The sequence below is a fragment of the Methylomonas sp. Uni0011 genome (assembly GCF_056850255.1).
The window spans coordinates 117,076-131,282 of sequence record NZ_JBVVNO010000005.1; the positions used below are offsets into that span (position 1 = coordinate 117,076).

Genomic DNA, 14,207 nt, shown 5'->3' on the forward strand with positions numbered 1-14,207 from the left:
TTCCGGCGCCCCCTGCCGGAATGACGGTCACCAAACAAACATGCGTATAACAATGAGCGAAAAATCGTTGGAACCGGCCAATTCCGCCGGCTTCGGCTAGTCGCCGAAGCCCAACAATTCAACACTGAGCATGCCCAATATCGCCTTGGCGATGGAGTTGCCGTTGTCCTTGCCGACGCTGTTGTTGACCGAGCTTTCCGCCATCTGGCTGACGCCGGCGTTCAGGTTGCTGGTTCCGGTCAAACCGGCGGCGACGCTGCCGGTGGCCGCGACCGGGACGCCGGTGCCGACGCCGCTGACCTGAATGTTTTGCGCGCCGAGTACTGCTGTCGCGGCGATGAACACGTTTTTGCCGCCGATCCCGGCTTCGCCGGCGTCGACCACGCCTTTCGGCGCGAACAGGAACACGTCGCCAGCTTCCATACCCTCCGAACTTGCAGCCGTCCGAATACCACTACCGGAAACGACGGGCGGAAACTCGATTTTCATATTACCTTTATCATCGAAACTGATTACCGGAGGCGGCGCGGCGATTGCCGACTTCGCGCCTCGTCCCGCGTCGATATTTCCATTTGATGACCAAACCATAATATCGCCGCCATCCAGAGAGAACACGCGCGAGGTATTCACCATGAAATCTCCGTCGACCATGACGTTAACATTGCCTTGCCGTTGCACCACAATCCCTAGCTCCGACGGTGGCTTTGCTCCCGCGAAAGAAGTAGCCAAACCTACGTTGACGAATCCACCGGGCACAACCAAGTTGACGTTACCGCCATCGACAGTTTGAATTTTGCTGAAGAACATACTCAAATCGCCGCGCCAATCGCTGTCCGAAAATAAATGGCTTATCGCGTCGTAACCTCGTTGGCTGTTGGTACTAGTCTTTCCGGCGGATGCTTTACCCGACTCTTTAATTTCGTTAAAGAACACCGGCAACAAAATGGCATTAAGCTTGGGCTGAATCTCAACAAAATCCGACGACTTCAATTTGGCAAACTCGGCCAACGCAGTTTCGTCGGTTACGGATTCGTCATTCAGGCGTTGACGCATAAATCCTGTAATCAGCGATTTCAACTGCGTATTTGCTTGGGCATACAGTGGATTTCCAGTCAAATAGGTCTCGATAAAGCCGCCATAATCCAATTCGCCGTTGGCACCGGTTAAGATTGTCAAGTTGGCGCCATGCTCGGCCAAACTGGTATTGACTAGGTTACCTACCGTCGAAATACCGCCGGATGCGCCGAGATCGACGTTGCGACCGGCTTTTACCAACAGCTCACCCGGACCGCCCACTGCGATTTTTGCAGAATTATCTAGCAGACCACCCGTTTTGGGGTCGCGATCGCTGGTATAACGCACGTCGCGGCCGGCTTCGATTAGCGTAGTGTCATCGTCGTTAACATGTTGCAGCGATAACGATAAGTTGACTATATCGTGCCCCGCCTTCACCAGGGTTTTCTTCGGAAAATTGAACTCGACGTTTTTGATATCGCCTTGCAAACTTACCAAGCGTGCCGCCTGATCATCAGCGAGATGAACCGGAATTGTGGCGTGCAACAATTTAGGCTGCGCGCCGAAAGGACTGACCCGGCCTACAACATCGGCCATATTATTCCGAGCCACCGGTGTTTCAGCGTCAGGCAACAAACTCCGATCAGCATCGGACATACCGAATCGAATACCCACCTCGCCGCTGATATCCTGCTTCGCGAATAAATTCAAATTGCCTTGCGCCGACGGAAACAAGACAATTTCATTTGCAATCCGCAAACTACCACCGTGGGCAACCGCATTCAGCGACGCCGGATAAATAGGCGTCAACGCTTGCTGGTTCGAATTAGGGTTGGTTCTTGGGAAAATAGTACCGTCCGCACCCAATACCACGTCGCCTGACAACGAACTTACGTTTAACCTACTGGATTCGCTGTAGCTGAAGAAATTGACATCGGCCTTGTGCGAAATCATCGGGTCAGATGCACCGGTAATGCTGACCCCGTTTCCGGCACTGACGTTGAAACCGGAGTCGCCCATCAAAAGTGCCGGACCGTTTTTGAAACGGTCACCACCGGTGATTTGGCCGCCTGCCGTCAAGCTGCCGTCGCCTTTACCCAAGAAATAGCTACCGCCGGCGATGTTGCCACCGGCCACAACTGTCATCGTGCCGCCGCCATTGACCTGAACCTGATTGGATAAGAAGTCGAAACTGCCGGCGGAACTATTGTCCGCGATGCCGACTTGTTTGCCGGTGGTCGGCATCATCACATCCAGATTGCTAATATTGCCACCCGCTGAAACTTTGACATTGCCGCCGCCGAACGAGCCGACGTTTTGCTGGAAGAACGATTTTGTGCCTTTGGCCGCGTTTAGAGTATTGCTGGTGATGTAACCAATGGTTACACCCCAGGCTGTCGGCCGCTGCCCACTATGGTCGGCGGTGTCGGCTTTCCAGTTACCGATACGGAACAACCAGTCGTTGAAGTCGTTATTCTTGACGACCGCCCCGTCGATATTACCGCCAGCTTTCAACGTCAAATCGCCCCCGGCCACCGGATATTCGCTATAAAACAACTGACCGACGAAACGATCTTTCAGCGTGCCGTAAGGCGAATCCTGAGTCGGCCGACCGGCGTTGTAAATCGACGACGAACCATCGGTGAAGGTAATATCCTTGCCCGCCACAACATGCATATCGCCGCTGCCGGTCCTGATCACGGCACCGGAGCTCAGTTTCATCGTGCCCGTGCTGCCGGTAGCATTGATATCCGCGCTGGTTTTATCGGCTCCCGCCACCAAATGGTAGGACCACGATTCGCCACCCTGCAATTTATCGACGATGGTTGCCGAACCGCCGCTATAGGTGAAGGTTACGTTTTTAAAGCCGTCGGACAGTGATTTTTCCACGTTAAAATCGCCCGTGGTTTTAATCACCAAACCGCCGGCAACATCGTCCCAGAGGTCGGTATCGGCCACGTCGTCGTAACGCCATCCCATCAAATCCCATTTATCCTTGAGCGCCAGATCACCGGTGTAATTGATTTCAACGCCGGCTACCAAACGCAAACCGTCGGCCAAATCCGCGACGTTGTGCATGTTCGCAGCCGTCATGTAAGCGGAAGTCTGGTTTTGAATCTTGGTAATATCGGCTGCATTGATTTGGCCATCGTTGCCTAAATCAGCATTGGCGTATTTTTTGACCCCTTCGGCGTAGAACTTGCTGAAGCCTTCCACCTTGCCGGCAACCGGTTGCACATTGATGCCGTTAGCAGTACGCAAGGCCCGCAATACTACCGAACCGCCCTCAGCGCCGTTGCCCCACACCGAAATGTTCGAACCAGCCTGAATCTCGATGCCGCTGATATTGTCGCCATCGGCGTCCACAGCCGACAGCAACACCTTACCGCCCTTGGCACCAACCTGGCTACCGTTTGCGGTTAGATCGGCACCGGTCGCCAGTACGATCCGGTCACCGGCATACAGGTTGACATTGCCGCCCTGACCGGTGCCATCGGCATGAACCCCAGCATCCAGATTGATCGAGCCACGATCGGCGACCAACGTAATTTCCTTGGCATTAATCGCCACACCCTTTTGCAGAATATCATCGCCGCGCGAACGCAGATAAATCGACTGGTTTACCCCGGCGCCGGCCACTACCGACATCAACTGATCGAAACGGATCGCAGGGTCGAATCCGCCGACATCGAACGCCGCACTACCCTCCTTGGCTTGCAATTTACCCAGCAATACCACCGATTTTTCGGCAGCGGCAAACTCCACGCTGCCGCCAGCCGCGCCATTGCCGCCGCTGTTGACATTAACCAGCGAATCCGCCCCGGTCTTGACGATACCGTGATCGGCGACGGCCCGGAAATGGCCGCCCGACGTATAAACCGCCTTATCGGCAAAAACGACCTTGCGTCCGGCCAAATCGATACTGGCCTGGTTACCCAAAATCACGTCACCTTTCAACGCTGTAAGCCCCAAACTACCGGAAGGCAACAAAGCCTTGGCATTGAAGCTTATCGTATCCGCTGTAAATTCGATCGCCCCGCCGAAACCGTTGGCGGCGGTCGCGCCGCCGCTCAAACCGATGACATTCGCTTGGCCGCCGACATTGACCGTCAACTTGCTGCCGCCGTCCGCCGTCAACAGGCCGGCATTCAGGTTCAAATCCTTGCCGACTTGCAACGAACCGACGTTGCTGGCGGTGAAGACTTTATTGGCAGTCAGGTTGGCTTTATCGAACCCGGCCAACGTGAACAGGCCTTTACCCATCACCACGGTATCGGCGCTGAGATCCAGATGACCGTTACCGTCGGCGGTTTGGTGGTTGCCGGCGCCGGCCAGATTATGCAAATCCAGCCTGCCGGCCGCCAATTTTGCATGGTTGGTGCCGCTGCCGTAACCGGCAAGACCTGCAGCGTTGATCGCCAAATGGTCAAAGTAAATCGCCCGCATATCGCCGTTATCGTCTCGTTGAAATTCGCCGTCCGCCGCCAATCGGCCAACGTTACCGTACACCCCGATACTATCGCGCGCGGTCAAAATCAGTTCGTCGACGGTCAGGTCGGTCAATTTGCGATTGGATAAATTCAACGCATTGCCGGTCAATCCGCCAACTTCGCCGATATTGATGACGTTGGCCGCCAAATTTAACGAGCCGCCGGTCATATCGATGTCGCCAAGCAATTGCGACGACTGGCTGGCATCCAAAAGAATCGAACCCTTATCCGTTTTCAATACGGAACCTTCTGCCAGATTCAACTGGCCGGCCGTTCCGTCCGTACCTGTGCGATTCAGGGCCACTTGCCCGCTGCTGGAAACCCTTAACAACGCGCCATTGCCGCTGACGTTGAATACACTATCGCTGCTGCTTAGGGCCCGATCTGCAATCAATTTGGCACCACTTTGCAATTCGACGTTTTCGGTCGCGGCCACGGCAAATTCGCTACCGTGAATCTCGGTATCTGCGTCGAACACTACTTCCTGTGCCGTAACAGCCAAATCGGTTTCGTTGGCGTTGCCCTTGTTGCGGCTACGCGCGCCGCCCAACAACAAGCTACCGACGCGTAATTTGTTCAAATTCTCGGCCAGAATTTCCAACGTTCCGGAAATCGGCGTATCGCTGAGTTGGTTGGTCACAACGATACGATTCGCGGCAATATCCATTTTCGAACCGCGCCCGCCGGCCAGCGCGTCGCTGATGAAAAGGCCATCCATGACCAGACGGGTCTGCGCCACCAAAGAGATTTGGCCGGCATCAATCGACAACCCGGGACGCGGCGCATCTTTCTTCAAGGCGTTCCGGGTGAAAAACTGATCCCCCCGATTGATGTCATAGCTGGAATTTTGCCGGACATCCGCGCCGTTTTCGATTTTGAAGCCACCGGTCCTGGCATCAGCCGCACGGCTACCGGCATGAATAAAGTAACCGGACACGACGGATAGGCCATCAACAGTGGACTGTCTGACAGTCAGGTCTTGGGTTCCAGCTTGCGGTGTAACCAGGAACGCACCAGGCAACAAGGCGTAATGGCTTGGCAAAATCGCGTATTCACCTGCCGGCAACTCGTCACTACCGCTCAAGTAAATAGTGGAACCTGGCGCATACGGAAAATTTTGCGACTCGTAATGGTCGTAGGGCGCCAACTGGCTACCCAAAGTCGGCAAAATCGCAAAACCGCCTTGGTAAGAGGAACTGCCCGGCTGCAGATAATCAAACGAACCGCCCGCGCCGGGCTGGAATTCATAAGCCTGAAGATCGCCGCCACCCGACACGTCAATGCGGCTGCCGGTTTTGATATCAATTTCCGGAGCATCGAAAATCACCCGTTTTTCCGGCGCGGCTTCGAACACCAGATTACGTAAATCGTCCAACGGGTAAAGCCAATCCAGGCCGCCCTGTGTCGCGCCAAACGGAATCACCATGCCCTTGGCGGATACCGAGGTCACGCTGTTGTCGCCCACTGTCAATTTCGATGTGGCTTGCAGGTTGATAGTCCCCAACGGCGCCTTCAATACGCCGTTCTGGTTGATCTGCGCCGCCTTAAAAGTCAAGTTACCGCCGGCAGACAACGGCGGTGCGTCGGTATTGCTACCGGAAATCGTGATTGTGCCTTCAGGATTATTAACGACCGCAAACGTGAAATCGCTCAACGTGGTCGGATAAATCTGCGTCGCCCGCAAATCCAAATTCGCTGCGGTCACCAAGCCGCCGACAAAATCGCGTTGCTCGTCGCCGTTACGCAAACCGACGCCCCGAATATCGTGAGCGCTATTCAACGCAATCCGGTTAAAACCGTTCCACTGGGTAGCGCCGTTCAGTTGAATCCAACGCGCGTTGGCAGTGAAACGACCTTCGCCCGCATCGGCGTTGCTTGCCAAGTTGCGATCCAGACTGGAGCCGATTTGCAAGAAACCGGTGTCCAGACGGATAGTACCGGCGGCACCGCCATCGATGCCCACGGCATTGATGGCCGAGGCATCAATCCTAATGCGCTCGGCGGCTTTAAGCTGCACGTCCCCCAAAAATCCGACGCTGCCGATACTGCTCAAGGACACGTCAGCAAAACCGGCGGCATCCACCAAATCCGCCCGCAACAGGGCTTTGCCGAGTAGATCACCCGCAAAATCGTCGCCGAATTTAGCCGTTCTGGACAATGATCTTGGCGCCGACTGTACGATATTTATCACCAATGGATCGGTCGGAAACGGTATATTCGGTTGGTCAGGCAAAAACCGCCGGGAGCGGTTCAGTGAAACCGCCAGCGAACCGCCCAACAGCTCCGGCGAGCCGGCCCGTGCCGACATCGAACCGTCCATGACCACCCCCTCGGCGGCGGCGATTTTTATCGAACCGGCGTTGGAACCGACGATTTTTTTGGCGTACGTGAAACCCAACCGGGTTGAAGGTTGCAAAATATCAACGGGCGCTCTAGTGCCGGACACGTTGAGCTTCGAGCCTTCTTCCAGGACCACCGCGCCGCGCTCGGCATAGAAATTGATCACACCGCCGTCCAGTACTTGGCCGCTTTGATAGCCGAATTGGTCGACCGGATTCAGGCGTGTCGTGCCGGCAACGGATAAGTTGGCGTTGCCGCCAACCCATATCGCCTGACTCGCCGAATACTCTTGAGCTATGGTTGGACGTATTTCCAGGGAAATTCGCCCGGCCAGGGCTTGCAATAGACCATCGACAAAAATGTTGCCGCTGTTACTCAGCAAGGTTATTGACGAACCTTTGTCGGCGATGACCGCGCTGCCGGTTTCGATGCGGGTATCCAACTGGGAGCTCAACTCCAAATTGAAAGCTTGCCGCAGGTTTTCCGGCAATAACTCTAAATGGGAAAAATCCCGAAGACTATGGCCGGACGACCGGCTCAGGTACGAGGCATCCAGTACCAGATTTTTGTTTTTTAAATCCAATTGAGTTCCGGCAGCGACCGTCAACCCGGCAAAATTACTATTCAGCTTAATTTCCGAGAACCCTGATTCCTGATCGAAAGCAAAACCGCCGTTAGTGACCGTCAGACGCATAGGATCTGTCAAAGCCGATACGAGTACATCTCCAATCAGTATTTCACCGCTGCTGATCGATAAACTACCACCTTTAGTCAACGACGCCGCACGCACTAGACCATCGAGGTGTACGGTCGAAGCTTGCCCCACTGGCCCTTTGGCGCTCAAACCGATACTGCCGCCCTTACCGGCAACAATATCGCCATCCAATTTCAGTTGAGCACCGCCATCCGCAGATATCGAGGAACCGGCCTTCACATAAAGATTACCGACCGCGCTAAGTTTGATGCTGCCGCCGTCCAAGTAAAGCGGATCCGTCTGCGCCGCATCGAAACCAGCCTGAAGATCGTTAACCCAGCGCCCCGATACGTCCAGAACCGCCTTCGAACCGATATGCAAGTCGCTGGGCAACTCCAGCACCTTATTCCCTTCGCTGTCCGTTAGCAGGCCGCTGTTCAAGGTTATCGAGCCTCCGGCCGCATGAACTTGTCCGAGCACGTTAATTGCCGCGCCGTCGCCGTTGGCGGACATGGGGTGACCACTGCCAAGCGCCTGCACAGAAAACTCTGCACCCGGCACCATTCGAATATTGGCGTCCTCAGCGACCGTCGCGCTGCCGTTTACTCTGACAACGACATGCTGCACATTGGAACGATTGGTTAAATCGGTAGAAAGCACCAGATCAACTGGTTTGCCCTTGTCATTCGTCGGAAACAATTGATTCAGGCCAATGCTTACCGGGTCTTTGCCGGTTTGGAAACGCACGTTCGAAAACGAGTTGGCAAATGCCGCTGAATCGAAAATAAAAGTTCCACCGTCAGGACGCGCGCTTGGCGAACGCTGGTACAAGCCGGCGTCGCTACCGGCGATCAAACGCCCATTCCAAGCCATATTTGGCGATTTAATATTCAATGATCCGGCGGCATTGGCTTCACGATAACCCTGCTCATACGTACCTTGACCCAATTGTCCGAGCGAATTCCAAATCTTTTCCACCCCCCACTTCTTGTGGGTCTGGGTGACTTGGCCGATTATGGCAATGTAGGTCTCTTTGGGATCGGCGTCACTGATATCCACAATCCGCCCATAGTCGGTCATCAGTTTGGTGGTATTGATATAACCGCCCTGATAATCCACATAACCGCCGGAGATATCGAAAGTTGCGCCATCGTTAACAATGATGTCGCCGCTGGATGATAAATTGATTTGCCCGCCTTCTCCCAGCCGTTCGTCGATTCCTCGACTTACCCTTGCCTTGGCGCCACTGGTATCGACAATTTTCGAACCTTTTCTCAAATCGACGCGAACGGTCTCTCCCTTCAAAATACCGCTTCTCTGAACCGGCGCGTCGCGTAACTCAAAACTTTGTACGGAAATTTCAGCTACATTGCGCTCGATAGGCGCTACGACACCTTTAGTCCCGGAAACATCGACCACAGCTCCTTTTTCAAAATAAATCCGGCCCTTGGTTCCTAGCGTTGGAGTGGCTAAATTGTCCGTGGCTTTGATATTGACCTGGCCGGAGGGCGCTTTGACCGTTGCCCCGGATTGCATATGCACGGTGTTGCCGGTAATTTCGATATAAGCATTCGGTTGCGCTTGCTCGTCGATAGCGCTCCCTCCGGCTTGATCCGCAACCACTTGAGTGACGCTACCCGCGGCCAAAGTGGTTTTGGCCTCGGTTCCCAGACCGTCGCCCAGGTCCGTATCGCGGCTGGTTTTGGTGGCTACCAACGTATTGCCAAGCTTACCGTGCTGTTCCTGTGCAAGTAGACGAATCGAGCCGTTAACCTTAACCGAACTGGTGGCGTTGATGCGGCCTTGCTGATTCACGGCAAAACCGGCCATGGTCACGTTGCCTTGTCTGGCGACAATATCGCCAAAATTGGAAACCTTACCGCCGGTATCCACTTCCACTATCAAACCGGCAAACGGACTGTTTTTGTCGGCTGGTTGTAGATAAACCTTGTCCTGGCTCGCAGCGAGAATCACCTGACCCTGCTCTTCGGACGTTAGAGTGCCTCTATTCTCGATTTTGGGAGCGGCAATAATGATACGCCCGGCTTTATCCGTATGAATTTTGGCGCCCGCCTCAATGAGTATTTGTACCGTCTTAGGGTCTAAGGCGTCGCCGGGTTGCATCGGTTCGATAACAAGCGCTGCTCCACCGTCTTCATCGTAAACTTTCGCTATACCTCGATTGAAAATCTGATCGGTAATGTTCAAGGTACTCGCCATGAAGCTATTGGCATTAACGACCGCTTCCTTACCGAACACGAAACCGTTTTTGTTGTACAGGTAAATCTGGCCGTTGGCGATGATCTGGCCGAAGATCCGGCTGGGGTCTTGCTGATTGATCCGATTCAAAGCGATCGATTGGCTGTTCGGCTGCACGAATTGGACGGTCTTTCCCGCATCGACGTTAAACTTGTCCCAGTTCAAAATCGCTTTGTCGGTCGTTTGATCGATGCGCAGGGTATTGCCGATAATCTGGTTGGTCGCGGCGCCGCTGGTGACCCACGTTGCCGCCGGAATCGGCAGACCGGTGTCCGCCCAAGCCGCACTGGCACTGCCCACCAGCATGCCGCCGGTCAGCGCCAGACGGACGCAAGCCACCAAAGGATTGAGTCGGAACGGTTCGCAGGATGTCTGCCGTGGAAATGCCGCGGATTTGGCCATGTCTAGGTTGCCTCGATCAATTAAGGTACACCAGCGCTCTGGCGGCAACCCGGCTGTCTTAGCAGAAAGACCCGTAGCTTTCCGTCCCCGCTTCGCAACGGGTTTGGCTTTAGAATGAAATTTAACTACTTCAATTTATTTTCAATAAATTCGCGTCGTTATGGGTAAGTCGATCAAAAAGTTATTCGGCACCGCGCAATTTAATTACCAGATAGACCCAATTATCAAACGACCCCTAATTGCGCATATTCGACAAAATTTATTAAAAACCAACAAACCTCAGTTTAATATTTAAACCTGAATTAATAATTGTACCAAGGTATTAAATAAAATTAATGTCAATATTATGACAACAACGAATTTGAAAACCAAAACCCAATTAAATAAATATTACAAATAAATTACAAAATACTGCTTCGTATTATTTTAAAACTCGGTCGCGATATTAAAATGCACGCGCGGATCGCCGCTTTGCACCGGCGCCAGGGTCGTGAACGGAATGCCGATATCCAGCGCGCCGCTGAGTTTGCGCCAGATTTGAAACCGCACACCGAAGCCGCCGCCGCTGAGGAAATTGCTGCGGACGTTGCCCGGCAAGGCGTTCTTGATCCAGCCGCGGCCGACGTCCAGGAAACCCAGCAGCTTGAATTTGTTCAGAAACTCCCAGTCGCTCGGCCCCAGATGCGGCGAGCGCAGTTCCACCGAACCGAACACGGCATCGTCGGCCAGCGCCTGGGTCTCGAAATAACCGCGCACGCTTTCGTCGCCGCCCAACGAGAATTGCTCGTTACTGATCAGCGGCGTATCGGCCACTTGCGCCGCGACGTGGCTGTAAACTTCCATGCCCAGCGGCAGGTCGTGCTGGAATTTCAAATCGCCGGTCAAAAACAGGTAGTTGGCTTTGGCCAGATAGCGCTTGTTCTCGAATTCCTTCTGGTTATTGCCCAAACCGCGGAAGGAGAAATGCGCGCCTATATCAAAACTGGTAAACGATTCAGCGCCGCGCAGGCTACCGCTGTATTGCGCTAGAAACGGTGCGTAGCTGATCGGCGTCTTGATCGAATCGGCGCTGAGCAGATTCACGTCTTCCTGAAAGTCCTTGTAATCCATGCCCAAGGTCGCGGTATGGAAGTAATCCGCCAAGGGTTTCAAGGGCTTGACCAGGCGGGCACCGTAGATGTTACCGATACCGATCACCGACAAGGCGCCGGCGTTGGCGATTTGCGCGTTGGAAGACGAACTGACCGCATACAGTGCTAACCGGCTGTCGCTATCGAACAACGGCATGGCATAAGTACCGGCCCAAACGTCTACTTCCTGATTGTTTTCCGGCGAGACTTGGTACATCAGCGACGCGCTATGCATCTCCTGCCACAGGTTGTCGTAACGCAGCGACGACACCAGCCGCAAGCGCGAGGTGCTGGAGGTATTGCGGCCGTTCAATTCCACCTTGCCGTGAACCGGCAGTTCGTCCTTCACGTTCAAATCCACTTCCAGCGTGCCGGGGGTCTCGCCGGCGCGCAGCACCGGCACGATTTGCCGGTCCGGGCTTTGCCCGGCCAGTTGCGTCAATTGCTGTTGCATGCTCTTGAAGTTGGGCACGTTGCCTTCCGCCAATTCCGGCACGCCGGCCTTGATTTTGCCCAGCGAGAAATAGCGGCTGTCTTTGACCCGCAAGCGCGATACCTTGCCTTCCACTACTTGCAGATAGACCACGCCGTTCTTGACATCCTGTTCCGGAATGTCGACCGCGACGGTCTGATAACCGTTGGTGCGGTACAAGTCTTCCAAGGCGCCGCGGGCGGCTTCGACGTTGTCGATGCTCTTGTTGGGGCCGAGAAAATGGTAGACCGTGCGTTCCAGTTGTTTTTTATCGAGCAAGGTATTGCCCTTGACCCGCAATTCCAGCAAATCGAAGGTTGCCGGCGCTTGCGGCTCGGCCGCACCCTGCACCGCTGCGGCTTGCTCCGGCGCTGCCTGTGCCGCCGCCCCATTTGCCTGTGCAACCGTCATCAGGGTTGCTGCGGCGCAAACCAGCCTGAGCCATGGCTTGCGCGCTATCGTTCCGGTGTCCTGCATAAAAATGATGTTGTTTCCTAAAGCCCGGTTTTCCCGTTGAAAGCCGGTAGCCTTAAATTCTATTTCTGCCACGTTAAAACTTTATGACAGTGCTGTTACCGTTGCTTACCGCCGTAACAGCCCCTGAAACAGCAAAACCAGCCGTCCGAAAACGGCTGGTTTTGCAGGTTTGGAGCCGTCCGTGGCTCCGGCCGGGATTGCCCCGAGCTGAATTCCTTACAGTTGTGAGTCACCGAAGACTGCAGCACTGTCGTTATATACCGCGGGCAAACGGCAAGCGTCCGTGCCGGCGCTGGAGGTAGCATGGGTATAAGGGTTTACCGGTCTGCTGAAGCTATATGCGCCGTTGGCTTGTGGCGCATAGTTAGTAGGTACGGCCAGGAAAGCACCTTTCTCACTGACAGTTGCACCAGCGTTGTGGAAAGTGTGAGAGAACGTATTCAATTTACTCATTACCGTTGGTGAAGCTGCAGATTTGATCAACGCGTCAACTAACGGCAAGCTTTCGAATGAATGTGAAGGCCAGTATTGGAAAGTGTTTTCCGCCCAATCTTTGTATCTGCCGTTTACGACGTTAACCAATTTTGGCGCAACACCGTCAACTTTGACGAAACGATACTTGGAAGAAGTGGTGGTGGATTTTTCCAGAGATTGGATACCTACGGCCCAACGTTTACCGAAAGTATTATCGAATGCGGTACCCAAGTTGTTCACACCGTCATTCAATTCATTCAAGCACTCGTCTACGCGACCAGAAGTCGAGTTCTCATGAATCATTGGGTAACCGTCACCCTCTGCAGCGCCAACCACTGCAGCGTCACCAGCTGGCGCTAATGCGCTCGCATTGCAAGGATTGCTCAAGAATTTGATGTTAGATTGTGCTTGAGTGCCTGAGCCGTTTTCGCGGCGGCAGGTATGCAGAAAACTTTTACCGGCCGCTGGCAAATAAGCAGTCAAACTGCCCTGCGCCACGGCCCAATCGTACAGACCTTGAGTACCTACTTTCAACTGATTCCAATCGGCCAACTGACCACTGTGAATTGAAGCCACCTGGGCACTGGTCAAACTGGGCATACAGGCTTCGGTTTCGTCACCCACTGCGCATGTGGACGGAACTTGGCCGGTCACTTTTTGAGCTGCTTGCAGGGTGAAGTACAAACCTTTGGTTACAGGTACGCCAAACATAACCGCAGCGGCAGCTTTAACGGTGAGTTTCGACACGTCGTCGGTAGAGACGTCGGGATACGGAGCGCCGGTTGCCGAATCGATCGGCGCGTTATAACCTTTGAATTGACCAGGATCGACATCGGAAACGCCAAAGTCTGGAATTTTCTTTTCATGTCTGGCTGGGTTGGCCGGATCGTAAGCGCACTTCACGACGCCTAAAGTACCGTTAGTGCTACTGGTGCCCGCAACCGGGTTAGAAACCACATCGCAACCGCCGTTAGCAAAGGTGGTTGAGCTGGAGATTTTCAAGAACTCGATGGAAGCGCCCGCAGTATCGCCGTTAGCTTCGGCAACGATAGGGCTGACACCGAACGCAGATCCGCCGGCGCTACGTTTGTAGATCAAGATGTTTGCTTTACCAGTCGGCAGCGAGGTGTTTAACGGTGCTCTTTCACACAGATAAGCATATTGCTCTGTCGCTGCAGGATCTTGAAATTTCCAGATCGGCTTGGTCGTATCGCAGATTTGCTCGCTATCAACGATAGTTGCGTCTGTGAACAGCTTTTCCAGGAATTTTTCCGCTGCAGAAGCACCAGACAAATGCACCGTGTAGGTGGTGGCAGAGTTAATTACAGGGACGCCGGTTGGACCGAATGTCCAAGCAGCTTGCGCACCTGCCGAAGACAGCGTCGCGGCGATAGCGACGCCTAATACTAACTTTTTCATAAAATTGTCTCTCATTGAACGTAATAAAGGTAATC

The 14,207-nt window shown here is 54.0% G+C and carries 3 protein-coding genes and 1 riboswitch; all 3 genes read right to left on the bottom strand.

Going from position 1 to position 14,207, the window contains the following annotated elements; all coding sequences use genetic code 11:
* Positions 1 to 96: 96 nt before the first annotated feature.
* The 3 genes from AC0IM9_RS09135 to AC0IM9_RS09145 all read right to left on the bottom strand — a co-directional run bounded on the left by AC0IM9_RS09135 (position 97) and on the right by AC0IM9_RS09145 (position 14,172).
* The gene (locus AC0IM9_RS09135) at positions 97 to 10,200 is read right to left on the bottom strand and encodes a filamentous hemagglutinin family protein (RefSeq protein ID WP_482803796.1); all 10,104 of its coding nucleotides are present in this window, start codon (positions 10,198 to 10,200) and stop codon (positions 97 to 99) included.
* Positions 10,201 to 10,240: 40 nt separating this feature from the next.
* A riboswitch (cyclic di-GMP riboswitch) is annotated at positions 10,241 to 10,318 on the bottom strand.
* Between the two features lie 308 nt (positions 10,319 to 10,626).
* Entirely contained in the window at positions 10,627 to 12,351 is a 1,725-nt protein-coding gene (locus tag AC0IM9_RS09140) for a ShlB/FhaC/HecB family hemolysin secretion/activation protein (protein ID WP_482803797.1), read from the bottom strand.
* A 144-nt stretch (positions 12,352 to 12,495) separates the two neighbouring features.
* The gene (locus AC0IM9_RS09145; RefSeq protein WP_482803798.1) at positions 12,496 to 14,172 is read right to left on the bottom strand and encodes a hypothetical protein; all 1,677 of its coding nucleotides are present in this window, start codon (positions 14,170 to 14,172) and stop codon (positions 12,496 to 12,498) included.
* Positions 14,173 to 14,207: the final 35 nt, after the last annotated feature.